The sequence below is a fragment of the Raineyella sp. W15-4 genome (assembly GCF_033170155.1).
Classification (GTDB): Bacteria; Actinomycetota; Actinomycetes; order Propionibacteriales; family Propionibacteriaceae; genus Raineyella.
On sequence record NZ_CP137079.1, the window covers coordinates 3,046,970 to 3,070,711 of the forward strand.

Sequence of the window (23,742 nt, forward strand, 5' to 3'; positions counted from 1 at the left end):
TCGTCCCCCACACCGGAGTCCGCCCCCATCGGCCGACGCCCGGAGTCTCACCTCAGCGCCGGGAGTACTCCTCCTCCTGCCCGAGGGCGTCCTCCAGCGCCTCGGTGGCCGGCACCCTGCCGCGGTTGATGGCCGACCAGAAGTCGCCCCGGACGTAGAGGTCGGCGGACCGGTCGCGCGGCACGTGGTCCCAGCTGGTGACCCGGCCCTGCGACAGTGCGTGCGCCACCAGCCGGCGCCGCTCCTGGCTGGTCCGGACGTCGCGCTCCAGCTCGTCCAGGTCACGGCCGGCCAGCAGTGCCGTCCGCAGCTGCTCCCGCACCTCCTGCCAGGCGGGGGCCTCGGCGAGGTTGACCTGCTCGTACGGATCGCTCGCCAGGTCGAACAGCTGCTCCGGGTCCCCGGGGCAGTAGGTGTACTTGAGACTGCCCCGGACCAGCGTCAGCTGCGGGGCGGTGACACCCTCCGCCAGGTACTCCACCACCACGTCGCGGATCCTCGACGGCTGCTCGCCGCGGAGCAGTTCGAGCAGGCTGGCCCCCTCGCCGGAGACCGGCGGGACCCCGCCGGCGATCTCCACCAGGGTGGGAAGCAGGTCGACCAGCGACACCGGGGTGCGGACCCGCCCCGGGAGGTAGCGCACCGGGGAGTGCACCACCAGTGGCACCCGCGAGGACTGTTCCAGCGGCGACATCTTGTACCACATGCCCCGCTCCCCGAGCAGGTCACCGTGGTCGGAGGTGAGGATGATGATCGTGTCGTCGAGCAGGTCGAGTTCACGCATCCGGTCCAGCAGGATGCCGACCTGGTCGTCGATGTAGCTGACACAGGCGTAGTAGGCGCGGCGGGCCCGCAGGGTCTCGGCCTCGTCCGGCGGACGGCGGTCGAATCCACTCATCGCCTGCAGTCGCTGGCTGTGCGGGTCGAGCTCCTCGAGGTCGACGGTCGGGACGGTCGGCGGATCGATCTCCACCCCGTCGTAGCGGGCCCAGTGTTCCGCCGACGGCTCGTACGGATCGTGCGGGTGGATGTAGGAGGCGACCAGGAAGAACGGCTGCCGGTCCCGGTCGCGGGCGCGATCGGTGAGGTAGCGGCGGGCCTGGAAGGTCACCTCGTCGTCGAAGTCCCGCTGCACCGTCGCGGCCGACACCCCGGCGGTGAAGACGCTGCCGCTGTCGTGATACCAGGGCAGCCGCTGGCTCCGGGCCAGCCGCCAGTCCGGCACCATGCCCAGATCGGCGGGGTACACGTCCGAGGTGTGCCGCTCCTCGAAGCCGTGCAGCTGGTCGGGACCGATGAAGTGCATCCGGCCCACCAGCGCGGTGTGGTAGCCGAGCGCCCGCAGGTGATGGGCGACCGTCGGCGCGGAGGAGGGGAATTCGGCGGCGTTGTCGTACGCCCCGGTCTGGGACGGGAGCAGGCCGGTCATCATCGATGCCCGGGACGGGGCACACAGCGGCGAGTTGCAGTACGCGCGGTCGAACACCACGCCCTCCTCACCCAGCCGGTCCATGTACGGGGCGCGGACGGTCGGATTCCCGTACGCCCCCAGCGCCGTGTAGGCCAGCTGGTCGGCCTGGATCAGCACGATGTTCGGCTGTCGTCCCACGAACGTCCACTCCTCTTCGGCCTCTTCGGCTCGGTCACCCGGTCGGCTCGCTCCACCTCGGTCACGCGTCTCGTCACCTCGACGCGTCCCAGCGGCCCGGTCACCTGCATTGTCCACTACACAGACAGATGTGATAGGTCTTATGCATCCTATTCACGTACGTTAATAACAGGCAAGAGGAGCCACCCATGCCCCCGACACGACGAGCGCTGCCTGCGGTCAGCCTGTTGCTGGTCCTGGTGACCCTGGTCGCCGGCTGCGGAGGGGGAACGACGGCGACGTCCGGCTCCACCGCGTCCGCCGCGGCGGGCATCACCATCAAGGCCGGGCGGTTCTCCTGGAGCGCGGCGCAGCTGCAGATCGAGATCCTCCGGGCGATCGCGGCGGACCATCCTGAGCTGGGGGTGAAGACCATCGATGACACCCAGCTCGACGTCGCCACCGCGTGGACCGGCCTGCAGCGCGGCGACATCGACATCCTGCCCGAGGTGAACCTGCCCAATCAGCAGACCTACGTCGACAAGACCGCCGCCGACACCGAGCTGTTGAGCGAGACGTACGGCGGGGCCACCCAGGGATGGTTCGTGCCGCGCTACCTCGTGGAGGGTCCGGACGCGCCGGCCGCCGGCCTGACCAGCGTGGACCAGCTCGAGCAGTACGCCGCCAAGGTCGGCGGCACCCTGTACGACGCCGACCCGGGCTGGATCACCACCAGCAGAACACCAAGCGACTCGCCGCGTACGCTCCCTCGCTGAAGCACAGCACCTCCAGCGAGGCGGCGCTGATCGCCCAGCTCGAGCGCAGCTACAGCCGCAAGGAGCCGATCCTGCTGTACTTCTACCACCCGCACTGGCTGTTCCAGAAGTACGACCTGGTCCAGCTCACCGAGCCCACCCCGTACACGGACGGCTGCTTCGACACCACCGGGAAGTGCGCCATCCCGACGCTGAGCGCCCACATCGCGGCCCGCAAGGACCTGCAGCAGCGCGCGCCCCGGTTCGTCTCCCTGCTGCAGCACGTGTCGATCCCGCTGACCGACATCGAGGCCATGCAGCAGCAGGTGGACGTCGAGAAGAAGCCCGCCAAGGACGTGGCGCGGGCCTGGGTGGATGCGCATGCCTCGGCCGTCACCGGCTGGATCGGCTGACCGGGTGGACCGGATGACCGATTCCGACGTCGTGATCCGGGCCCGCGGTCTGGGCAAGGTGTACGGCTCCGGCCGGAGCGCGACGGTCGCCGTCGAGGAGGTGGACCTGACCGTGCACCGGGGTGAGCGCCACGTCCTGATGGGCCTGTCCGGATCGGGCAAGTCCACCATCCTGCGGATGCTCAACCGGCTGATCGAGCCGACCACCGGCACCGTGGCGGTCAACGGGCAGGATCTCGCGACGCTCGGTGCCAAACAGCTCCGCCGGTTGCGCAACCGGCAGATCACCATGGTGTTCCAGCACTTCGCGCTGCTGCCGCACCGGACCGTCCGGGAGAACGCGGCCTTCGGGCTGAGACTGCGTGGCTTCTCCCGGGCCGACCGGGGCGAGCAGGCGGATGCCGCGCTCGCTGCCGTCGGTCTGGAGGGCCGCGGGGACGCTCTGCCCGGTGAGCTCTCCGGCGGCATGCAGCAGCGGGTCGGGCTCGCCCGGGCGCTGGCCACCGGGTCGGAGGTGCTGCTGATGGACGAACCCTTCTCGGCACTGGACCCGCTGATCCGTCGCGAGATGCAGGACCTCGTCGTCCAGTTGGCCGGCGACCTCGGGCGCACCGTGGTGTTCGTCTCGCACGATCTCAACGAGGCGATGCGGATCGGCGACCGGATCACCCTGCTCCACGACGGGCGGGTGGCCCAGTCCGGGACCGCGCTCGACTTCCTGCTGCGCCCGGCCGACGCGTTCGTCGCACGGTTCACCGCGGACGTCGATCGCTCCCACGCCCTCCGGGTCACCGACCTGCTGTCGAGCGACGTGGTATCGACCAACCTGCCGTCGACCGACGTGGTGACCGACCCGGCCGACGCCGTCCCCGAGGAGGCGACCCTGGCCGAGGCGGCGACCCGGTTCCGGCACGGCTTCCGCGATCGCCTGGCCGTGGTCGGCCCGGACGGGCACGCCGTCGGCAGCATCACCCTGGACTCCGTGCTCGCCGCGGTGTCCGGCGCCCAGGAGCGGGCCGCATGACGCCTCGGCTCGATCTCGGCTCCTGGGCCGAAGGCGTCGTCAACTGGATGCTGGCGCACTGGGCGGGGTTCTTCGACGGGATCGGGGCGGCTCTGTCGGTGCTGGTGGAAGCCGTCGACGGGGCCCTGCAGGCGCCCCCGGCCCCGGCACTGATCCTCATCCTGACGGCCGTCCCGCTGCTGCAGCGACGGTGGGGGCTGGCGGTGTACACCGCCGCGGCGATGACCCTGATCCTCTCGATGGACCTGTGGACGGAGACCCTGGAGTCCCTCGCCCTGGTCGTGGTCGCCACCGCGGCGGCGACGCTGATCGGCATCCCGCTGGGCATCCTGGCCTCCCGGAGCACCGTCTTCAGTGGCATCCTGCGCCCGGTGCTCGACTTCATGCAGACGACACCCGCGTTCGTCTACCTGATCCCCACGGTGTTCTTCTTCGGCGTGGGGGTGGTACCGGGGGTGGTGGCGACGCTGATCTTCGCCATCGCCCCGGCAGTGCGCTTCACCGAACTCGGCATCCGCCAGGTCGACGGCGAGGTGCGTGAGGCCGCCGACGCCTTCGGCGCCTCGTCCTGGCAGCGCCTGCGGGAGGTCGAGCTGCCGCTCGCCATGCCGACGATCATGGCCGGCGTCAACCAGGTGATCATGCTGGCGCTGTCGATGGTCGTCGTCGCCGGGCTCACCGGCGCCGGCGGGCTGGGCTCGGTGGTGACGACGGCCGTCTCCCAGCTGGACGTGGCTGCCGGCTTCGACGGCGGCCTGGCGGTCGTGCTGCTGGCGATCTATCTCGATCGGGTGACCGCAGGACTGACCGCGGGGCTGCGGCCCGGTCTGCGACATCGGGCCCGCCGCGCGCGGTCGGGCACCGCGCAGGGCAGCCTCAGCGGGCCGGCGTCACCGGCATCCACCCCGTCCCCGACGACATCCGTCCCGTCGTCCCAGCGGGCGTCCGCCCGATCCACCACCTCGCAGGTGCGGTGAGGCGCAGACGCGTCCGTTTGTCCCCCTTCGCGGCCGCACGTGCCGGCGCGGCCGGGGACGAGCGGACGCGTCTTGATCGATCCCGCCCAGCTGGATCACTCCCGCCCGGTGACAGCCCGCCGCTCGGACGTGGGCGACGGAGCGCCCGCGGTCGGAGCCGATCCGCAGGTCAGGAGCCGATCCGCAGGTCAGGAGCCGATCCGCTCAACGCCGAGTCTGTCATCGAGCACAGTTTTCACCCCCCGGGTGACGTCACCAGGGGGGTGAAAACCTCTGAAGAGAACACACTCCTGATCGGGGAGACATCCCTCGGGCGGAGCTGCCTCGGGCGGAGCTGCCTCGGGCGGACCAGCTCAGCCGATCGGGATTCCGGGCTCGGACATGGGCGGCACGGGCGGCACGGATCACCGGGCCCGCCGGCTCAGGCTCCGGCGATGGCCGCCGTCAGCTCCTCGACGCGGTCCGTACGCTCCCAGGTGAAGTCCGGCAGCTCACGGCCGAAGTGGCCGTACGACGAGGTCGCCTTGTAGATCGGGCGCTTCAGGTCGAGCTGGTCGACGATGGCCGCCGGACGCAGGTCGAACACGGTGCGGATCGCCTCGAGGATCCGCTCGTCGGAGACGGCGCCGGTGCCGAAGGTCTGCACATACACGCCGACCGGTCGCGCCCGGCCGATGGCGTACGCCGCCTGCACCTCGCAGCGCTTGGCCAGGCCGGCCGCCACCACGTTCTTCGCCACCCACCGCAGCGCGTACGCCGCGGACCGGTCGACCTTGGAGGGGTCCTTGCCGGAGAAGGCGCCGCCGCCGTGGCGGGCCATCCCGCCGTACGTGTCGACGATGATCTTCCGCCCGGTCAGCCCGGCATCGCCCATCGGCCCGCCGACGACGAACCGGCCGGTCGGGTTGACCAGCAGCGCCATCCGATCGGTGGCCAGGTCCAGGCCGGACTCGGCCAGCACCGGATCCACCACCAGGGTGCGGACGATCTCGGCGAGTTCCTCCTGGGTGACGTCCTCGTCGTGCTGGGTCGACACCAGCACCGTGTCGACGCCGACCGGACGCTCGCCCTCATAGGCGATGGTCACCTGCGTCTTGCCGTCCGGGCGCAGCCCGACGACGAGCCCCTGCTTGCGGACCGCGGTGAGCCGCTCGGCCAGCCGGTGTGCCAGGAAGATCGGCATCGGCATCAGCGTCGGGGTCTCGTCGGTGGCATACCCGAACATCAGGCCTTGGTCGCCCGCGCCCTGCAGGTCGTACCGGTCGTGCTCGCCACTGTCGGTACGGAACTCCAGCGACTTGTCGACACCCTGGGCGATGTCGGGCGACTGCTGCCCGATGGAGACGATCACGCCACAGGAGGCGCCGTCGAAGCCCACCTTCGAGGAGGTGTAGCCGATCGACTGCAGCTCCTGGCGGATGATCTGCGGGATCTCGACGTACGCACTGGTGGTCACCTCGCCCACCACATGCACCAGCCCGGTCGTGGTGAGGGTCTCCACGGCCACGCGCGCCTGCGGATCCTGCTCCAGCATGGCGTCGAGGATCGCGTCGGAGATCCGGTCACAGACCTTGTCCGGGTGGCCCTCGGTGACCGACTCCGAGGTGAAGAGGTGCATGTTGGTGTACGGCACGACGACGATCCTAGAGCCCGGGACCGAGGACGACCGGTGACGTCCAACCGGCAGGTGGCGTCCGATACCACCGGCAGGTTGCGTCGACGCCGCCCGACCGGCGGCATCGGACGTCGTCGGGCGCGTCAGCCGGCCAGGCCGGCCCGCTCCGCCTTCGCCGCCATCCGCGCGTCGAACTTCCGCCGGTCGATGATCGCGCGCTGGTGGCTGCCCTCCCCGATCTGCTCCTCGTCATCGCGCAGGACGACATGGAAGGTGACGATCCGGCCCGCCACCGCGGTCACCTCGGCGGTCGCCGTCACCGTCATCCCGACCGGGGTCGCCGCAGTGTGGTCGAACCGGACATCGATGCCGACGCTGCCCTCGTGCGGCTCCAGATAGTCGGCCAGCGCCCCCATCGCCGCGCACTCGGCGAAGCCCACCAGGAAGGCTGTCGCGAACACCCGCGGCATGTCGGCGAACCCGGGGAACTTCCCCGACACCGCCGGGACGGTCAGTGAATCGTCGACCTGCACCGACACGGTGCTGGTCTGTCCGGGGGCGAGGCCTGGCTTCATCGGGACTCCTCCTGAGACGGGGGTACTGGCGTGATCCTATCCGCCGGTGCGACCTCGTCCGGCCGGCGCGATCCCGCCCGGTGCGGCGCCTGCCCGCCGGCCGCCGCTCAGAGCCTGCCCGCGAGGTCGTCGCCCCAGGCGTCCACCGCCGCCCAGTCGCGGAAATCGCCGCGGGGGGAGCGGATCAGCCGGGCCGCCAGCCGTTCCCACCAGGCCCGTGTCCTCGGGTCGTACGATCCGGCGAACACTGTCGTCGCCACCGGCTCCCCGGGCAACACCTCGGCGAGCTGGCCGGGATAGCGGGACGACTCCTCGAGCCGGGCCGAGTCACCGGCCACCATGCCGAGGCAGACGGCGAAGACCCCGACCGGCTTGTGGTCCAGACCCCGCCGATGAACGGTGAGCCAGTGGCCGGCCGGCGCATACACGCTGCCGGCCTGCACTCCGGAGCCGATCAGGACCGCCTCGTACGCCGCCGGGTCGGGATCATCCTGCACCGACACCACCGCGACGGCGTGACCGGCCTCGGTGAGCCGGGCCCCGAGACGTTCGGCGATCGACTGGGTGGTGCCACCCTTGGTGGCGAAGGCCACCAGCACATTGGTCATGCATCCTCCTGGGCATCCCCCGGCTGAGCTGCGTATGCCCCCACCGTAGGCGGGCCGGCAGGACCGGACGATGGGGTTCTTCACCGGGGTGGCCCTGACCCCTACCCGGGTCGAGAAAATTGCACCGTATGCAACTTTGCACTCACTGAACGAGATCTCGCGTACCCTGGGACCATGGCCACCACTCCCGACCGCGACGCGACCTGCGGGTTGCGCGAGCGCAAGAAGCGGGAGAGCCACCGGGCGCTGCGGATCGCCGCCCTCGAACTGGTGGCCGAACGGGGACTGTCGGACGTACGGGTCGAGGACATCGCCCACCGGGCCGGGGTGTCCCCCCGCACCTTCTTCAACTACTTCACCAGCAAGGAACAGGCCCTGGTCGACCCGACCCCGCACCACGGAGCAGACCTGCGCGACCGCATCCTCCAGGCGCCGCCGCGGACCGAGGTGCGCGACATCCTGCTCGACGTGCTGATCGACCACGCCATCGAACTCGCCTCGGACCGTACGACGTGGCGGCTGGTGAAGGAGGTCACCACCCGCCATCCCGAGCTGCTCCCGTTGGCGATGGGGTCGTCGCGGGAGATCTCGCGGATGCTCGTCGCGGCGGTCGCCGAACGTCTCGGCACCGACCCGGAGCGGGATCCCTATCCCACCGTGCTGGTGGAGGCCTCGGTGGCCACGCTGCGCGCCGCCGCCGCGCACTTCCTGCACCGTCGCACCGGACCGGCAGGGCAGGCAGGGCAGGCGACGCTCTCCGATGACGACACCGTCGCCCTCCGGATCGCCCTGGGGCAGGCGGCCGACCGGCTGCGGGCCGGCCTGTCGGCCCCACCACCCACCGCCGACGCACCCTGACCCGGTCCGCGGCGACCGGGGACAGCGCGACCCGGCGGTACTACCGTCATCCCATGACGCTGCACCCCGCGACCGTCCGCGTCCTCGACGAGTGGTTGCTGCGCACCCAGCGCGCCGGCCGGGTCCCGTCGCTGTCGGCAGCGGTCGCCCGCGGTGGTGAGCCCGTCTGGGCGGGGACGGTCGGCGTGCACGACCCGGCCCGACCCACCGCATCGACCGGGGCGGGCGCGGCGACCGGGGCCACCACCGGCACCCGCTACCGGATCGGCTCGATCACCAAGCCGCTGGTGGCGGTCGCCGTGCTGCAACTGGTCGCCGAGGGACGACTCGACCTGGAGGCCCCGCTCGGCGAGATGCTGCCGGAGGCCCCGTCGCGGAGAGCCTCGGTCGCCGAGCATCTGGACCACACCTCCGGTCTCGCGGCCGAGCCTCCCGGGTCGTGGTGGGAGCGCTCCCCCGGCCCCTCCTGGGCCGAGCTCGTCGCCACCCCGCCGCCGCTGCTCACCGCCCCGGGCCGGCGGCATCACTACTCCAACACCGGCTACGCCGTCCTCGGCCACCTGCTCGAAGTGCTCGACGGGGCACCCTGGGAGGCGGTCCTGCAGCGCCGGGTCCTCGATCCGCTCGGTCTCGGGCACACCGGCCCGGTCGCCGACGCCTCCTCGGCGACCGGGGTGGCGGTGCATCCGTTCGCCGACGTCTGGCATCCCGAACCGGTCGTCGACCACCGGGCGATGGGCCCCGCCGGGGCGCTGTGGTCGACGCCGACGGACCTGGTGCGGTTCGGCTCCTGGACCCTGGGGCTGGTGCCGACGGAACGTACGGTGCTGCCCGCCGAGCTGCTCGCGCAGATGTACGAGCCGCGCGCGCTGGCCGACACCCCGGACGCCCCGTGGGTGAGTGCCCATGGCCTGGGTCTGCAGATCGTCAACCACGGCGGGGGCCGGCGCTGGGGGCACGGCGGCTCGGTGCCCGGTTTCACCGCCGAGCTGTGGTGCGACCCGCAGTCCGGCGACGTCGGCGCGGTGTGCGCCTCGGCGACCCATCCGGTCGGCGCCGCCCACGGTCTGCTGGACCTGCTCGCCGCCACCCAACCGGCGCCGGCCCGGCCGTACGCCCTCGATCCCGCCCAGGCCGGCGTCGCGGGGCTCTGCGGGGTCTGGTACTGGGGGCCGAACCCCTACACGCTCACCGCCCTCCCGGCGGTGGGCCCGGGACGGTCGGTGCGGCTGGCCCTCGCCCCGCTGTCCGGCGGCCGACGCGAGACGACGTTCGAGCGGGTCGGTGGGGCGTCTCCGTGGGGCGCGACACCTTCCTGGGTGGGGGTGGCCGGCGACTACTGGCTCGGCGAGGAACTGCGCCCGCTGGCCCGGGACGGTGCCGAGCCGTACGCCCTCGACATCGGCACCTTCCTGTTCACCCGCGCGCCGTACGAGCCCGGGACCGGCACACCGGGCGCCCACCCGGAGGACGCCTGGCGCTGAGGTCGGTCAGCGCACCCACCATTTCTGGTTCGCCGTGCCGGCGCAGTCCCACAGCTGCAGGGGTGCGCCGTTGCCGGCGTTCCATCCGGTGACGTCCACGCAGCGGTTGGCCTGCCGGCTCACCAAGTCGGCGGAACCGTTCAGGATGAACTGCTCCGACGGCCGGCCGTCACAGGTCGACAGCTGCAGCCGGGTGCCGTTCGCCGTGCCACTCCCGACGGTGTCCATGCACAGTCCCAGGCTGCGGATCGTGCCGTCGGTCGCGTGGGTCCACTGCTGCGACGCCAGGGAGCTGTAGCAGTCCCAGGTGTGCAGGGGCGTGCCGGGCACTGCCAGACCCTGGTCCACGTCGATGCACTTGCCGGCGTAGCCGGTGAGCTGACCCGTCGTCCCCACGTGCGGCCCGGTCGCGGTGGGTGTTGCCGTCGGGGTCGGCGTCGGCGTCACCGTGGGAGTGGGGGCCGGGGTGGCCGTCGGGGTCGGGGTGGCCGTCGGGGTCGGGGTGGCACTGGGGGTCGGGCTCGGGGTCGGTGACGAGGTCAGGTCGTACACCCGTACGTAGTCCACCAGCATCTGCTGTGGGAAGCTGCTCGTCGCGTCCGGGTCACCCGGCCAGCTGCCGCCGACCGCGACGTTGAGCAGCATGAAGAACGGCTTGTCGAAGACCCAGGTGCCGCCGTTCAGGTCCGCGGGCGTCTTGGTCAGGTAGGCGACGTCGTCGAGGTACCAGGTGATCCGGTCCGGCCCCCACTCCACGGCGTAGGTGTGGAACCCGTCGCCGAGCGCCGCCCCGTTGGGCAGAGTGGAACTGCCGTGCACCAGGTTCCCGACCACCGGGTTGAAGCCCGGGCCGTGGATGCTCCCCCACACCGTGCCCGGCTCCCGGCCGATGTTCTCCATGATGTCGATCTCTCCGGACCCGGGCCACGGGTTGCTGGGGATGTCGTTGCCGAGCATCCAGAAGGCGGGCCAGATCCCCTGTCCCTTCGGGATCTTGATCCGGGCCTCGTACCGCCCGTACGTGTGGGCGAAGGTCCCCAGGGTCAGCAACCGTCCGGAGGTGTAGGTGCACCGGCCACCCGCACAGGAGGGATCCCACCGCCCGTCATTGCGGGCTTCGATGACGAGATTGCCCTGGCCGTCGAGGAAGGTGTTGTTGTTGCCGTCGGTGTAGTACTGCAGCTCCTGGTTGCCCCAGCCGTTGCCGCCGACGTCGTGGCGCCACTTGGCCGGGTCCGGGGCAGCCCCCTGGGAGCCGTTGAAATCGTCGGCCCACACCAGGGTGCGGGTCTGGGCATCGGCGGGGGCTCCCCCGGCAGTGGTCATCGCCAGCCCTGCCATCAGGACGACGAGCAGGGCCACGATCCTGCGTGTGGCTGGTGAGGTGGGCATGGTGTTCTCCTGGGTGCGTGGTGCTCGGCGGTGGAGGTGAGAGGCTCGACGGCGGAGGTCATGGGACCGCTGTCCAGCGCTGGTTGGCACTGCCGGCGCAGCTCCAGAGCTGGAGGACCGCACCGTTCTGGGTGGAGAAGTCGGAGACGTCGAGGCATTTCCCGGAGGCCTCGGCGATGATCGCCCGGTCGGCAGGGTCGTAGCGGAACCGTTGCTCCGGGCCGGTGCCGCAGGCGGCGACCTCCAGCGGGGTGCCGTCCTCCCCGCGACCGTCCGTCGGGGTCAGGCAGGAGCCCAAGACACGCAGGGTGCCGTCGGATTGCAGGGTCCACCGCTGGCTGTCGACCGGCAGGCACTGCCACAGGTGGACGGGGGTCCCCGGGGCCGACTGCCCGTCCTTGAGGTCGAGGCAGTTGTCGCCGTAGCCCCGCAGTTGCACGGCGCTGCCGACCGGCAGCTGGGTCGAGGCAGTGTCGGCGGCGGAGCTCGCCCCCGGCCGGTCGTAGACCCGGACGTAGTCGACCTCCAGGCGCAGCGGGAAGGCGGTGCTCGCGTCGGGCGGCCCGGGCCACACCCCGCCGATGGCGAGGTTGAGGAGCAGGAAGTAGGGCTTGTCGAAGACCCACGGCTTGTCGCCCAGCTCGGAGCGCTCCATCCGGCCGTACGTCCGGCCGTCGACGGACCAGCTGATGGTGTCGGGGCCCCAGTCCACCGCGTACGTGTGGAAGCCGTCGGAGAGGGCTCCGTCACCCGGCAGGGTGTACGGGCGGGTGACCGATCCGGTGCCCGAGTACTCGGGGCCATGGGCGCTGCCGTGCAGCGTGCCGGGTTCCTGGCCGACGTGCTCCATCACGTCGATCTCCCCGGAGGCCGGCCACGGGTGCGCGGCGATGTCGTCACCCAGCATCCAGAAGGCCGGCCAGGTCCCGGTCCCGGCGGGGACCTTCATCCTGGCCTCGTACCTGCCGTAGGTGTGGCTGAACCGGCCGGCCGAGATCAGCCGGCCCGAGGTGTAGGTGCAGGTCCCGTAGTGGCACTGGTAACCCGCCGGGTTCTCCCGGCGCCCCTCGATGACCAGGTGGCCCTGCCCGTCGAGGAAGGTGTTGGCAGCGCCGTCGGTGTAGTACTGCAGCTCGTCGTTGCCCCACCCCTGGCCACCGACGTCGTTCTTCCATTTCGAGGCGTCCGGGGCGGATCCCGCGGCGCCATCGAATTCGTCCGACCAGATCAATGGACCGGCCGGCGGCTCGGCGGTCCGGGTACGCGTGATCAGGACAGCCGTCAGCAACCCCACGGCCAGGACGCCGGAGGTGACAAGCAACAGCAGGCGAGACGTGCGCACACCCCAGTCAATACCAAGGGGACACCCGGATGGTCAATTCTTCCCTCCACCGGAGGCGGTGAATTCACTCCCCATTCACTTGATTCCCATCCTTGCCACAGTATCGGAACCAGGATTTCACATATCCTTCACAACCCAGCCAACCCCGGCGACACCCGGTAGCACCCGGCCACTTCGCCACCCCCGGGACGACCCGGGGTGACGGACCGACAGAACCACCCCGACCACCGCGCCGAACAGCCGATCTGAATACATTTCCCCTTGTCAATGCGGTATATCCCGGGTTGGACAGGACCTCTGCGCCCGACCCGCGCGACCACCTGACCGGCCACGAACCCTCCACCCGCCCCAGCGACACCCCACCCCACACCCCCTCCGTGCCGCACAGTGGAACGAAATTCAACACTCGTCCACCCCGCCCGATCCGCGTGAATTGGATCATCCGGCGACCCCGACACCAGAATTCGCATGGCCCGACCGTCGTCACCCCACTAGCCTTTCGACCCCCGATCCCCATACCCTTTAGACGTCAGCCCGCAGCGTTGCGGGAAATTAATCCCGTAATTCGCAGCCCGCCACCATCGGAGTTCTCACCGATGTCCAGCCCGGGCCGCTTCTGTGTACCCATCGGGCGTTGCGATGACCGCGCTCCCGAACCGGCACAACGCCGGATTCCACAGCCATTCCACAGCAATCTGGGGGCCACGATGCTGAACGACAACCGTCGACCGAACCACAGACCGAAGCGGTATGGAGGTGCCCGATGAGCGATCGTCGGCTGCTCCTCGTCAGGATCATCGGCCTGGCCGTGGTCGCGTTCGGACTCACCTACATCAGCTGGCGCTGGACCCAGACGATCGCCTGGAAGGCCTGGTTCATCGCCGTACCGCTGGTGGTCGCCGAGACCTACAGCCTGGGGGAATCGATCCTCTACAGCCTGACCATGTGGAACGCGAGGCGTCGGCCGGCACCGCCGGAGCCGGCCCGCGATCACACCGTCGACGTGTTCATCACCACCTACAACGAGCCGCTGGAGCTGGTGTTGAAGACCGCGCTCGCCGCGCGGAACATGACCTACCCGCACAAGACCTGGATTCTCGACGACGGCAACCGACCGGAGTTCCAGCGGGCCGCCGAGCTGATCGGGGTCGGCTACATCGTCCGCGGCGCGGAGTGGGACGGCCGGCAACGCTACGCGAAAGCCGGCAATGTCAACAACGCGCTGAGTCGCACCACCGGCGAGTTCGTCGCCATCCTGGACGCCGACCAGGTGCCGGACGACCGCTTCCTCGACCGGGTGCTGGGCTATTTCACCGACCCCGACGTGGCCTTCGTGCAGACGCCCCAGCAGTTCTGGAACGTCCCGCCCCGCGACCCGTTGGGCAGCCAGGCGGAGCTGTTCTACGGCCCGATCCAGCAGGGCAAGGACGGCTGGGACGCGGCTTTCTTCTGCGGGTCTAACGCGGTCCTGCGCCGCGAAGCGCTGATGTCGCTCGGCCTGAGCCGCTACACCCGGGAGGCCGCCGGCCGGACCCGGGAGGCGCTGGTCCGCTCCCGCAAGCGGCTGCAGAACCTGATCAGCGAGAACAGTACCCGCGAGCCCGGCCGGCTGCCGCTGCTGGAGCGGGCGCTGGACGCCGTCGCGGTGGCCGAGGACCAGCTCCGTCATGGCGTCACCCTGGCCGAGATCACCTTCGAGTTGCGCCGGGCCTTCCACACCGTCACCGCCGCCGATCCGCTCACCGGCCGGCACCTGGTGCCGGAGTTCGAGGCGATCCTCGAGACCGTGGACGTCGCGCGGACCGACCAGGCCCTGGCGGTGCACGCGCTCGACACCAGTTCCATCACCGAGGACATGGCCACCGCCATGCACCTGCATGCAATGGGCTGGACCAGCGTCTACCACCACGAAGTGCTCGTCCGCGGGCTCGCCCCGGAGGACGCCGAGACCATGCTGTCCCAGCGCCAGCGCTGGGCGGCCGGGTCGATGCAGGTGTTCTTCAAGGACAACCCGCTCTTCGTCCGTGGCCTGACCCTGGCCCAGCGCCTGATGTACCTGGCCACCATGACCAGCTACCTCAACGGCTTCGCCGCGCTGGCGTACGTCGCCGCTCCGGTCATCTTTCTGGTCTTCGGCATCTTCCCGCTGCAGGCCAGCCCGCTGACCTTCTTCCTGCTGTTCCTGCCGTTCTTCGGCGCCTGCCAGCTCCTCTTCCAGGTCGCCGCGAACGGTGCCGGCGGCCTGTGGCGGGGCCAGCAGATGTCCTTCGCCCTGTTCCCGACCTGGATCCAGGCGACCCTCTCGGGAGCCGCGGCCACCTTCCTCGGTCGGCACCTGAAGTTCTCCGTCACCGCGAAGAACCGGCAGGCCAACGCCACCAGCTTCCGCCACGTACGTCCCCAGCTCGCGGTGATGGCGCTGCTCGTCATCGCGTCGGGCATCGGGATCACCCGCGTCGTCCTTGGGCTGGCCCCGCTCTATCCCACCCTGATCACGCTGGTCTGGGTGGTGGTGGACCTCGCCCTGCTGGGCGTGGTCATCGGGGCCGCCCGCTACCCCGGGCCGGGGCAGGACCTGACCGAGCCGGCACCCTACTCACACGCCGAGCTGTACCGCACCCTCGACCACCTCGAGGTCGCCTTCCCGCTGCCGACGACCGCCGGCACGACCCCGACCGTCCCGACCCACTGACCGCCCTGCTCACTGAAGGAGTCACCATGTCCCTCACCACCATGACCCCGCTCCACTCCGCGGGTGAGCTCGTGCCCGCCGGGATGTTCGCCCTCGATGTGTCCGTCTCGGGCACCCTCGATGCGTCCGCCGTGCTGGAGATCAGGGAAGCCATCATCAGCTACCTCGGCGACGGCCCGTGCCTGGTGCTGGTCAACGTCACCGGCATCGACCGGGTGGCCGCCTCCGGCCTGGCCGGCACCCTCGAGCTGCTGCACCTGACCCGGATGCACGGCGGGGACCTGCGTCCGTACGGCTCCTCCCCTGCGGTGGCCCAGGCCCGGTCCGCCGTGGCCTTCGGCGAGATCTACCGGGTCTACCCCAGCCGCGACCTGGCGCTGCGGGGTCACGTCGACCGGATCGCCGATCCCGGCCGCGCCCGGCGCCGGTTCGGCCGGCGGGAGGGCCGGCGATGAGAAGACGGGGACATCGCCTCCCGGAGCCGCCCGCGGACGACCGGGACAGCACCGGCGGCGATCCGTTGGGCACCACCCCGACACCGGACACCTCCCGCGACGACGCACCGGCCTACATCGGCACGCCCAGCCAGCGGCGCCGCCGGGCCCGGATCGCGGCCCCGCTCGCGGCGATGGCGCTGGCCGTCGCCGCGGTGGGGATCGGTGCCACCAAGGCCATCCCGGCGGTGAACGACATCACCCGGTGTGATGTCCGGGCGGCGGCCATGGTGCCGACCGACGGCGTCCTGCTCGGGGTGAACCTCGACTGGAAGACCCAGTCGCTGGCCGATCACCGGAGCAACCTGGGGCACCCGCCGGCGGTCGTCGTGCAGTTCTCCGACATCCCGTACGACGACGCGACCTGGCAGCACACCGTGCACGCGGCCGAGCAGGTCCGTCAGAACGGCGGGATCCTGCTGCTCACCCTCGAGCCACACGCCGGTCTCGACGCGATGAGTGACGCGGTGATCGGCCGGCTCGCCGCCGACCTGCGCGCCCTCAACGATGACGGCACCCCGGTGATCGTCCGGTTCGCCCACGAGATGAACGGCTCCTGGTACGCCTGGGGCCAGCAGCCGGCGCACTACATCGAGGTCTTCCGGAAGGTCGCGGACGCAGTGCACAGCCAGGCGCCGGGCACGTCGATGATGTGGGCACCCAACTACGGTGGCGGCTATCCCTTCACCGGTGGGCAATTCGCGGCGCGCCCCGGCACCGCGGACTTCGCGGCCCTGGACACCGACCACGACGGCAAGCTGACCATGGCCGACGACTCGTACGCCCCGTACTATCCCGGCGACCAATATGTCGACTGGGCCGGGGTCTCGCTCTACCACTGGGGGAACAAGCGCCCCTGGGGCAACAACGAGATCCCGGAGCCGGACAAGTTCGAGGCCATGCTCACCGGCCGGTACGACGGCTCGGCGGGCGACGACTCGGCGATCCCCGACTTCTACCAGGTGTACGGCGTGGACCACCACAAGCCGATCGCCATCCCCGAGACCTCGGCCATCTACACGCCGTCCCGGCCCGGGGATTCGGAACTGGCGATCAAGCAGGCGTGGTGGCGGCAGGTCTTCTCCGCCGATCTACCCACCCGCTACCCCCAGGTGAAGATGATCAACTGGTTCGAGTGGCGCAAGTACGAGGTCGAGATCAACGACACCGTCGACTGGCGGGCCTCCGACTCCACCGCCACCCGCGAAGCGTTCCGGGCCGACCTGCCGTCGTGGGTGCGGTACGCGGACCAGCTGCAGCTCTGCGGCCACTGAGGACGCCGACCCCAGACCTCGGCCGGCGCCGCAACGGCGCGGTTCGGCTGTGGCAGCAGCGCCCCCCAAGCTGCCGGATACCACGATGGCCCACCGGGCCGCACTCCGCCCCCGGCACCGTGGCTAGGTGCCGGGGGCGGAGTGTCTGTTCGGCTGGCTACGCCTCGGCGGCCTCCGCCGCCTCGCGGGCCTCACGCTCCTCGATCCGGCGGGCCCGGATGCCATTGAGGCGCTGCTTGGCCCCCTCGGCGGCCCGGCGGACCGCCTCCTCCGGGTCGGGCTGCTCGACGCCGCGCCGGGCCTCGACCTCGGCCTCCTCACGGGCCTCGATCCCGGCCCGCCACTCGGCGGCGAACTCCTCCAGGACGACCACCTCACCACCCACAAGCTGGTTGACGTAATCGACGCAGCGGCGCCAGACCGGCTTCCAGGCGGTGGGGCTGCACGGATAGTGCGGATCGGCCGGATCCAGCAGCGCGTCGACCTGGGCCGCCGCTTCGGCGCCCGCGGACTTGTAGAACAGGTGGAAGCGTCCGCCCTGGTTCCACTTGCCGTCGGCGAAGAGCAGCAGGCCCGCCCCAGTGCTGAGGTTGTTCCACTCGGCGGACGGGATGCCGCCGGCATCCTCGATCCCGAGCAACGAAATGTTGGCCCATCGCCCGCTGCGCGTGCCCTGGGTGTAGATCCAAGCTCCGGCCATCGTCATCGATCCGTCATCTCCCTGTCGCCGCCCATGGGCGCCCGTGGTCCGTCCCACCCGACGATACCGGCCCGACGCCCGGATCGCGCGGTGAGTGACGGCAGAGGGAACGCGGGACCCCCGATCAGGCGTCCGATCGCCGTGATGACGCGGATCAGAGACCTTCCGGAGGCCGCCGGACACCCCGATTTCACTTTTCCTTCCGGGCTGGGTTATAGTTCTCGGGCTGCCTGAAACGGCAGCAGGTCACTCGGGAAGCGGACTTCCGCTTCTATCCGGGCCGGCGAGAGAGCTTGTCGGAGCGGTGGAAGCAGCGGTTCCGGACGACCGGATGGCCCCGTAGCGCAGTTGGTTAGCGCGCCGCCCTGTCACGGCGGAGGTCGCGGGTTCGAGTCCCGTCGGGGTCGCGGAGGCGGTGAGACGACAAGTCGCTCGTGTCACCGTTTTTCTGTTGAAGGAGTCGACTCTGTCGCGGAATTATCCGTACCGGGGCCCATTCCTCGGCCAGGTAGCTCAGTTGGTAGCAGCGTTCGCCTGAAAAGTGAAAGGTCACCGGTTCGAACCCGGTCCTGGCCACCAGAAGTTCGATGTTCCAACCGTGGACATCTTTCGTCTCCTCGTAGAGGAGGCTGTCTGCTTCGCACTGGAACCGTTGGTGCTCGACGGCTGCGGCGTGCGTCTGCGGGTCGAGGACCGCGGCCTTAGTAGCCGCAGGGGCTGACCTGATCGCCGAACCACGCGTGACCCCGTGGCGATCGCTGAACTCGCGACTCGACACCCCCGCAGGGCTCCAAGTCACGCTGTTCCAGGAACTCGCACCCCTCGAAGACCGCGACAGGCGCGGGGCGAAGTGAACGGTCGGGGGTCCGGCTCCTAGGTCTCTACCCGGTGTCATCGTCCTCGGTGATGGTGGCCGCGATGCCGCGCCGGGCGAGGCGTTCCTGGGCGTCGCGGACGATCTCGCCGAGCTTGGCTTCGAGTTCGGCCTTCGGCGGGAGGATCGTCCAGTACTCGGCCACGAAGGTGAAGCCGTGGCCGACCTCCATGAGGAACGCCTGCATGTCGCGCAGGATCGCGGCCTCCAGGTCCTTCTCTAGGAAGGTGTCGTGCAGTCCGAGGGCATCGAGGATGAGCGGGTCGCTGAATGTGTCGCGGGGCACGGCCGAGCCCGCGGGGATCTGAGAGTTAGCGATCTCGCGCCGCTCGTACGCCTTGCGCTCGATCGCGGCGTTCAGTTCGCGGACGCTCAGGTGCTTGGCGGCCGCTGCCTCGGCGTAGAACGCGCGGGCCTCGTCTGACTTCAGCGGGATGAGCTCACGGATGTGGCTCCAGCTCAGCTGGCGTGCCAGTGCGATCGTGGCCGCGTGGTCAGAGAACGTCCGGAAGAAGGCGACCATACGGTTGAGATTCGAGCGGCCATAGCCCGAACCGTACCGCTCGGTCAACTTGCGCCCCAGCGTGGCGACAATCATCTTGCCGTACTCGGCCCGCTCGTTGCGCAGGACATGGATCGAGATCGCCCGCCCGACCAGCCAGTGTGTCATCGTGAGCGTCGCGTTCACCTGCGACGCCGCGACCCGGCGGCCCTGCTCGACGATCTCGACGACGTAGTCGAACAGTCCTTCCTCGTCGGCGGGGATGTCGTCGCGGGGAACGAGGTCCGTCATGGCTCTCCTCGGGGTGCGCTCCGGATTTGCGCCACGCTGTGGCGCAAATCCGCTGGACTTCGTCGTGACATCCATCCTGCCCGCTGCCTCTGACGTTCACATGGACACCCACGGTCAGCGCTCCACCCTGCTGACTAACCGCAGCCACCGTCCAGACGCTCGCCTTGGTTGCCGTCACTCTGCTCGCCGCCTCCTTCATCGTGGGCGCCTCCGGTGTCGACTGGGCTCATGCCACCGACGTAGAACTGCGCCGCCTCGACCCGCTCGGGGCTCAACGGGGTTGGAGCCTTCTGCGAATCGCGGCGAATCCGAATCCGGCCCCGGGCATCGACCGACGACGGCGAATCCGCGCGGGACGCCCGCAGCATGAGCACGGTCACTGTGCGCGAGTTGCGCAACAAGGGCGGCGAGGTATTCGATCGGGTGGTTCGAGGCGAGTCATTCGTCGTCACGCGTGATGGTAGGCCGGTGGCCGAGCTTGCACCGCTGCCGCGGCGCAGTGCTCCGCTCGCTGAGTTGATCGCGCATCGTAGAGTTCTCTCCCTCATCGACGCCGACGCGCGCGGCGACCGCCAACGCCCTACCACTGTTCACCTGCATTCGTGGGGATCGACCGGTTGGATGTCCACGCGGTCACCATCGGCTCCTGAGGGAATCACCGGCCTGATACTCGCCGCACAGAAGACCGATGGCCACTACTCTGATGTGACTTCTGTCATATCAGCTGTCGCCACATCTCCCGCACGGTACCCTAGGGCCCGCTCTACGGCGCATGTAGGAGATGGGTGCATCCAACGGTTAGGCTTCCGCCATGGCGCACGAGACGTTCACCAAGGAATCCGCGACGGCACCGGAGGGCTACTTCCAGGTCGAGGCCGCGGGACTGAGGTGGCTCTCCCTCGCCGGCCCCGGCAGCGCCCGGGTGGTCCGGGTGCGCTCCGTCGAAGAGGGCCGCATCGTCCTCGACAACGTCCCGAACGCCAGGCCGTCCAAGCTGGCGGCTGAGGCCTTCGGGCATGCCCTCGCCCACACCCACGCCGCCGGGGCCGGCGCCTTCGGCCAGGGGCCGGACGGCTGGGCGGGGGACGGATTCATCGGGGTCCAGGCGATGTCGTTGCGCCCCGAGCCGACCTGGGGCGTCTTCTTCGCCGAGCAGCGATTGCTGCCGTACGCCCAGGCGGCGCACGCCCTGGGCAACCTGAGCGATGCCGGGATGCGGACCATCGAACGGATCGCCGCCCGGATCGCCGACGGGGTGTTCGACGACGGGCGGGCACCGGCGCGGATCCACGGCGACCTGTGGGCTGGCAACGTGCTCTGGTCACCCAAGGGCGTGGTGCTGATCGATCCCGCGGCGCACGGCGGGCACGGACTGACCGACCTCGCCATGCTGTCGCTGTTCGGCGCCCCGCACATCGACGTCATCCTCGATGCGTACGCCGAGAGCGCCCGGCTGGCCGACGGCTGGCGGGGACTGATCGGCCTTCACCAGCTGCACCCGCTGCTGGTGCACGCCGTGACCCACTCGGCCGCGTACGGCACCCAGGCGGTCCGACTCGCCGAACGCTTCCTCTGATCCTCGGTCCCCTCAGCTGATCCCTCTGTCCCCTCAGCCCTCGGTGCCGGGTCGGCCCGAGGTGGCGGACCGCCGCGGCGCGGTGAGGTCCCCGACGATGTTCCAGGTGTTCGATCCCCAGGCGAGGTAGCGGAAGCCGAGGTTGATCATCGCGCCGACCCGGTTGCGGCCGCCGAGCAGCATGAACAGGTGCACCCCGACCCACAGTGCCCAGGCGATGAAGCCGGTGAAGGCGACCGCCTTGTTGCGGCCCGGGACGGCGATCTCGGCGACGGCCGCGTTGCGGCCGATGGTGGCCATGGTGCCCTTGTCCCAGTACTCGAAGCGCTGCAGCTGCTCACCGTGGGCGAGCGCCACGATCTGGCCGGCGATGTGGACGCCCATCTGCATCGCCGGTTGGGCGAGCTGCGGCAGCACCTGGTCCTCGATGATCGAGCAGTCCCCTGCGGCGAAGATCCGGTCCTGGCCCTTCACCCGCAGTGTCTGGTCGACGACGATCCGGCCTCCGCGGCCCAGCTCCAGGCCGAGCGAACGCACCCAGTCGTACGCCGCCACGCCGGCACCCCAGACGACGACATCGCTCTCGATCACCTCGCCGCCCTTGAGGATGACCCGGCCGTCCTCGATCTCGGCCACCGAGGTGCCGAGACGTACGTCGACGTCCCGCTTGACCATCTCGTCGTAGGTGTACTCCTGCAGATCGTGCCCGAACGGGCCGAGCAGCACCGGGCCGGCCTCGATCAGGTGCACCTTGACCCGCTTGCGGTCCAGTTCGGGGTACATGCTGGGAACCCCGGTGGAGCGCATCTCGGCCAGCGAACCGGCCATCTCCACCCCGGTCGCGCCGCCGCCGACCACCACGATGTGCAGGTCCTTGCTGGCCCGTTCCGCCTCCGGGAGGGCGGCGTAGTGCTCCAGCCGCCCGAACACCGCGTCGCGGCAGGCGAGCGCCTGGGCGCGGGTGTACATCGGCAGGGCGTGCTCAGCCACGCCGGGCAGGCCGAAGAAGTTCGCGGTCACTCCGAAGCCGAGGACCAGGTAGTCGTAGCCGAACTCCCGACCATCGTCGAGGGCGACCGTCCGTGCCGCCGGATCGACCCCGGTGACGGTGCCGCAGGTGAATCGCACCCCGGGGTGCTTGCCGGCGAAGTTGCGCAGCGAGTAGGTGACGTCGCCCGGGTTCAGCCCGCCGGTAGCGACCTGGTAGAGCAGCGGCTGGAAGGTGTTGTAGGGGTGCCGATCCACGAGGGTGACCCGGCAGCCCTGGCGGGCCAGTGCCCGCGAAGCCTGGATCCCGGCGAAACCGGCACCGATGACGACGACATGTGGCCCTTGATTCACCAGGTCATCGTGTCACAGCCCACAGTAGGCGGCCACCCACGTCCCGACGGCCCGGAAGAACTCCGCCCGCACCGGCGCCGGGGAGAGGGTCAGATCGTGCAGTCCGTCGCGGATCCGGACCACCGTCACGTGCCGGCCCAGGCACGGCGCCCGGCGGGCGATCCCATCGGCGTCGAGTACGGTGTCGGCGCGCCGCATCTCGTCGGTCCAGGTCTGCGTGGTGACGGAGTGGTCGGAGCACAGCACGATCACTGGCGCCGCGATGTCCAGGCCGGCAGCGACTCGCTCGTGGCCGCGGATGATCGCCCGGCCCCAGCCGAGCCGGATCGGGGCGCTCAGGCGCTTCCAGGTGGTGTCGAAGTCCCATTCCCCGCCCTCCGAGGCCAGGATGGTCCGCCGGTAGCAGCCCGGGTCGGTGATCGGCAGGACGGTGGTGGGGGCCATCCGGGCCGCACCCGTGACGAGCCGGGAGAGGACCTGGCGCAGCACCGGGTTGCCGGAGAGTTCCAGCCACGGCGAGTTCAGCACCACCGCGTCGAAGACGCCCGGATGGTCGTGCACGTAGAGCGCACCGGTGAGACCGCCGGTGGAGTGACCCATCAGCACCAGCCGCTCGTGGCCCGCCGACCGGATCAGCGCCACCGCGCCGTCGATCTCCCGGGCATAGTCCCCGAGGTCGGTGGTGTAGCCGAAGTACTGCCCTGGTCGCAGCGCCCGACCGTAGCGGCGCAGGTCCACGGCGTAGAAGTCGTACCCCAGACCCGCCCAGAAGTCGGCCAGATGGGTCTGGAAGAAGTAGTCGTTCCAGCCGTGCAGGTACAGCACCGCAGGTCGGCCGGGATGCCGGCGAGCGGACAGCGGGTGCGCCGACGGAAAACAGGCCGAGGCGGGCACCGGACGCTCCGGATCTCGACGCACCAAGACCCCGCCGATCGGAGTGTCCGGCTCGCCGGCGACCAAGGTGCCCGGCAACAACGGGATGTCGGTGCGGGAAAACCCATCAAGGATGTCCGGACGCCACACCGTGGGCGTCACACGCGCCCCGGGGACGGTCACCGGAACCGGACGGTCAGAACCCGGAGGCCGGGGCCATCAGCCCGACTTCCGCATGTCTCCGTACTGGTCATCCTCGTCGACGTTGTAACGAGCCGCCAGATCCGCGTACGCATCCGGGACCTCGTCATCGTGGGAGTCGCTCCGATCATCGTCCTGGTGGTAGGACTCACCTCGGAGTTCACGCTCCAGCGAGGAGAAGTCCGTCTCTACCGAACGGTACTTCAACTCGCGAGCAACCTTGGTCTGCTTTGCCTTTGCACGGCCGCGCCCCATTGGGTCGACCCCCTCGCATCTGGTAGCGCCTGCGGCTG

19 protein-coding genes, 2 tRNA genes and 2 pseudogenes are annotated in these 23,742 nt (G+C 70.2%); 12 read left to right on the forward strand and 11 right to left on the reverse strand.

Features of this window, described 5'->3' with window-relative positions; genetic code table 11:
* Positions 1 to 52: 52 nt before the first annotated feature.
* Positions 53 to 1,609 (reverse strand): choline-sulfatase, encoded by a 1,557-nt coding sequence (betC, locus tag R0145_RS14255; RefSeq protein WP_317837529.1) that lies wholly within the window; start codon positions 1,607 to 1,609, stop codon positions 53 to 55.
* Positions 1,610 to 1,797: 188 nt separating this feature from the next.
* Between betC and R0145_RS18480 the strand changes: the two are divergent.
* From R0145_RS18480 to R0145_RS14270, 3 genes and pseudogenes are all read left to right on the forward strand, one after another.
* Positions 1,798 to 2,756 (forward strand): annotated as a pseudogene (locus R0145_RS18480) (glycine betaine ABC transporter substrate-binding protein).
* Between the two features lie 13 nt (positions 2,757 to 2,769).
* Positions 2,770 to 3,780: an ATP-binding cassette domain-containing protein gene (locus tag R0145_RS14265; protein WP_317837531.1), complete on the forward strand. Its 1,011-nt coding sequence runs from the start codon at positions 2,770 to 2,772 to the stop codon at positions 3,778 to 3,780.
* Entirely contained in the window at positions 3,777 to 4,757 is a 981-nt protein-coding gene (locus tag R0145_RS14270; RefSeq protein WP_317837532.1) for an ABC transporter permease, read from the forward strand. Before R0145_RS14265 ends, R0145_RS14270 begins: the two co-directional genes overlap by 4 nt.
* 421 nt (positions 4,758 to 5,178) lie before the next feature.
* On the opposite strand, the gene metK is transcribed toward R0145_RS14270, so the two are convergent.
* The 3 genes from metK to R0145_RS14285 all read right to left on the reverse strand — a co-directional run bounded on the left by metK (position 5,179) and on the right by R0145_RS14285 (position 7,555).
* Entirely contained in the window at positions 5,179 to 6,375 is a 1,197-nt protein-coding gene (metK, locus tag R0145_RS14275; RefSeq protein ID WP_317840258.1) for a methionine adenosyltransferase, read from the reverse strand.
* A 140-nt stretch (positions 6,376 to 6,515) separates the two neighbouring features.
* Positions 6,516 to 6,947 carry a thioesterase family protein gene (locus tag R0145_RS14280; protein WP_317837533.1) on the reverse strand — a complete coding sequence of 144 codons (432 nt, stop codon included), beginning with the start codon at positions 6,945 to 6,947 and terminating at the stop codon, positions 6,516 to 6,518.
* 107 nt (positions 6,948 to 7,054) lie between these two features.
* A complete protein-coding gene (locus R0145_RS14285) occupies positions 7,055 to 7,555 on the reverse strand; it encodes a flavodoxin domain-containing protein (protein ID WP_317837534.1) in 501 nt (166 codons plus the stop codon).
* A gap of 174 nt (positions 7,556 to 7,729) precedes the next feature.
* Between R0145_RS14285 and R0145_RS14290 the strand changes: the two genes are divergently transcribed.
* A complete protein-coding gene (locus tag R0145_RS14290; protein ID WP_317837535.1) occupies positions 7,730 to 8,413 on the forward strand; it encodes a TetR/AcrR family transcriptional regulator in 684 nt (227 codons plus the stop codon).
* A gap of 53 nt (positions 8,414 to 8,466) precedes the next feature.
* Positions 8,467 to 9,897, forward strand: coding sequence for a serine hydrolase domain-containing protein (locus tag R0145_RS14295; protein WP_317837536.1), 1,431 nt, complete (start codon positions 8,467 to 8,469; stop codon positions 9,895 to 9,897).
* Positions 9,898 to 9,903: 6 nt separating this feature from the next.
* Here the strand turns inward: R0145_RS14295 and R0145_RS14300 are convergent, their stop codons facing one another.
* Complete coding sequence (locus R0145_RS14300; RefSeq protein ID WP_317837537.1) at positions 9,904 to 11,289, reverse strand: family 16 glycosylhydrolase; 1,386 nt, start codon at positions 11,287 to 11,289, stop codon at positions 9,904 to 9,906.
* A 58-nt stretch (positions 11,290 to 11,347) separates the two neighbouring features.
* A complete protein-coding gene (locus R0145_RS14305; protein ID WP_317837538.1) occupies positions 11,348 to 12,631 on the reverse strand; it encodes a family 16 glycosylhydrolase in 1,284 nt (427 codons plus the stop codon).
* A gap of 763 nt (positions 12,632 to 13,394) precedes the next feature.
* On the opposite strand from R0145_RS14305, the gene R0145_RS14310 reads away from it, so the two are divergent.
* The 3 genes from R0145_RS14310 to R0145_RS14320 are packed head-to-tail and all read left to right on the forward strand — an operon-like array spanning position 13,395 to position 17,091.
* Positions 13,395 to 15,323: a glycosyltransferase family 2 protein gene (locus R0145_RS14310; protein ID WP_317837539.1), complete on the forward strand. Its 1,929-nt coding sequence runs from the start codon at positions 13,395 to 13,397 to the stop codon at positions 15,321 to 15,323.
* Positions 15,324 to 15,349: 26 nt separating this feature from the next.
* On the forward strand, positions 15,350 to 15,778 hold the full coding sequence (locus R0145_RS14315) for an STAS domain-containing protein (RefSeq protein ID WP_317837540.1): 429 nt from the start codon (positions 15,350 to 15,352) through the stop codon (positions 15,776 to 15,778).
* Positions 15,775 to 17,091 carry a glycoside hydrolase family 26 protein gene (locus R0145_RS14320; RefSeq protein WP_317837542.1) on the forward strand — a complete coding sequence of 439 codons (1,317 nt, stop codon included), beginning with the start codon at positions 15,775 to 15,777 and terminating at the stop codon, positions 17,089 to 17,091. The genes R0145_RS14315 and R0145_RS14320 overlap by 4 nt, the downstream gene beginning before the upstream one ends.
* Positions 17,092 to 17,248: 157 nt before the next feature.
* Here the strand turns inward: R0145_RS14320 and R0145_RS14325 are convergent, their stop codons facing one another.
* Positions 17,249 to 17,791 carry a hypothetical protein gene (locus tag R0145_RS14325; protein ID WP_317837543.1) on the reverse strand — a complete coding sequence of 181 codons (543 nt, stop codon included), beginning with the start codon at positions 17,789 to 17,791 and terminating at the stop codon, positions 17,249 to 17,251.
* Between the two features lie 333 nt (positions 17,792 to 18,124).
* Between R0145_RS14325 and R0145_RS14330 the strand changes: the two genes are divergently transcribed.
* Together R0145_RS14330 and R0145_RS14335 are read left to right on the forward strand one after the other, a co-directional pair.
* Positions 18,125 to 18,198, forward strand: a tRNA-Asp gene (locus R0145_RS14330).
* A gap of 95 nt (positions 18,199 to 18,293) precedes the next feature.
* Positions 18,294 to 18,370: transfer RNA gene (locus R0145_RS14335), tRNA-Phe, on the forward strand.
* 302 nt (positions 18,371 to 18,672) lie between these two features.
* On the opposite strand, the gene R0145_RS14340 is transcribed toward R0145_RS14335, so the two are convergent.
* Positions 18,673 to 19,458 (reverse strand): PDDEXK nuclease domain-containing protein, encoded by a 786-nt coding sequence (locus R0145_RS14340; RefSeq protein ID WP_317837544.1) that lies wholly within the window; start codon positions 19,456 to 19,458, stop codon positions 18,673 to 18,675.
* A 366-nt stretch (positions 19,459 to 19,824) separates the two neighbouring features.
* On the opposite strand from R0145_RS14340, the pseudogene R0145_RS14345 reads away from it, so the two are divergent.
* Positions 19,825 to 19,887, forward strand: a pseudogene (locus R0145_RS14345) (hypothetical protein); the annotation flags it as partial.
* Positions 19,888 to 20,269: 382 nt separating this feature from the next.
* Positions 20,270 to 21,034: a fructosamine kinase family protein gene (locus R0145_RS14350; protein ID WP_317837545.1), complete on the forward strand. Its 765-nt coding sequence runs from the start codon at positions 20,270 to 20,272 to the stop codon at positions 21,032 to 21,034.
* A 33-nt stretch (positions 21,035 to 21,067) separates the two neighbouring features.
* Here R0145_RS14350 and R0145_RS14355 read toward each other — a convergent pair whose 3' ends face one another.
* From R0145_RS14355 to R0145_RS14365, 3 genes are read right to left on the reverse strand one after another with little or no spacing between them, the layout of a single operon-like run.
* On the reverse strand, positions 21,068 to 22,375 hold the full coding sequence (locus tag R0145_RS14355; protein ID WP_317837546.1) for an NAD(P)/FAD-dependent oxidoreductase: 1,308 nt from the start codon (positions 22,373 to 22,375) through the stop codon (positions 21,068 to 21,070).
* Between the two features lie 12 nt (positions 22,376 to 22,387).
* Positions 22,388 to 23,410, reverse strand: coding sequence for an alpha/beta hydrolase (locus R0145_RS14360; protein WP_317837547.1), 1,023 nt, complete (start codon positions 23,408 to 23,410; stop codon positions 22,388 to 22,390).
* A gap of 57 nt (positions 23,411 to 23,467) precedes the next feature.
* Entirely contained in the window at positions 23,468 to 23,704 is a 237-nt protein-coding gene (locus R0145_RS14365; protein WP_317837548.1) for a DUF3073 domain-containing protein, read from the reverse strand.
* Positions 23,705 to 23,742: the final 38 nt, after the last annotated feature.

Excerpts from the sequence above, each read along its gene's own strand:
- R0145_RS14265 (WP_317837531.1), top strand. The coding sequence starts at position 2,770 with ATGACCGATTCCGACGTCGTGATCCGGGCCCGCGGTCTGGGCAAGGTG.
- R0145_RS14270 (WP_317837532.1), top strand. The coding sequence starts at position 3,777 with ATGACGCCTCGGCTCGATCTCGGCTCCTGGGCCGAAGGCGTCGTCAAC.
- metK (WP_317840258.1), bottom strand. The coding sequence starts at position 6,375 with ATGCACCTCTTCACCTCGGAGTCGGTCACCGAGGGCCACCCGGACAAG.
- R0145_RS14280 (WP_317837533.1), bottom strand. The coding sequence starts at position 6,947 with ATGAAGCCAGGCCTCGCCCCCGGACAGACCAGCACCGTGTCGGTGCAG.
- R0145_RS14285 (WP_317837534.1), bottom strand. The coding sequence starts at position 7,555 with ATGACCAATGTGCTGGTGGCCTTCGCCACCAAGGGTGGCACCACCCAG.
- R0145_RS14290 (WP_317837535.1), top strand. The coding sequence starts at position 7,730 with ATGGCCACCACTCCCGACCGCGACGCGACCTGCGGGTTGCGCGAGCGC.
- R0145_RS14295 (WP_317837536.1), top strand. The coding sequence starts at position 8,467 with ATGACGCTGCACCCCGCGACCGTCCGCGTCCTCGACGAGTGGTTGCTG.
- R0145_RS14300 (WP_317837537.1), bottom strand. The coding sequence starts at position 11,289 with ATGCCCACCTCACCAGCCACACGCAGGATCGTGGCCCTGCTCGTCGTC.
- R0145_RS14310 (WP_317837539.1), top strand. The coding sequence starts at position 13,395 with ATGAGCGATCGTCGGCTGCTCCTCGTCAGGATCATCGGCCTGGCCGTG.
- R0145_RS14315 (WP_317837540.1), top strand. The coding sequence starts at position 15,350 with ATGTCCCTCACCACCATGACCCCGCTCCACTCCGCGGGTGAGCTCGTG.
- R0145_RS14320 (WP_317837542.1), top strand. The coding sequence starts at position 15,775 with ATGAGAAGACGGGGACATCGCCTCCCGGAGCCGCCCGCGGACGACCGG.
- R0145_RS14325 (WP_317837543.1), bottom strand. The coding sequence starts at position 17,791 with ATGGCCGGAGCTTGGATCTACACCCAGGGCACGCGCAGCGGGCGATGG.
- R0145_RS14340 (WP_317837544.1), bottom strand. The coding sequence starts at position 19,458 with ATGACGGACCTCGTTCCCCGCGACGACATCCCCGCCGACGAGGAAGGA.
- R0145_RS14350 (WP_317837545.1), top strand. The coding sequence starts at position 20,270 with ATGGCGCACGAGACGTTCACCAAGGAATCCGCGACGGCACCGGAGGGC.
- R0145_RS14365 (WP_317837548.1), bottom strand. The coding sequence starts at position 23,704 with ATGGGGCGCGGCCGTGCAAAGGCAAAGCAGACCAAGGTTGCTCGCGAG.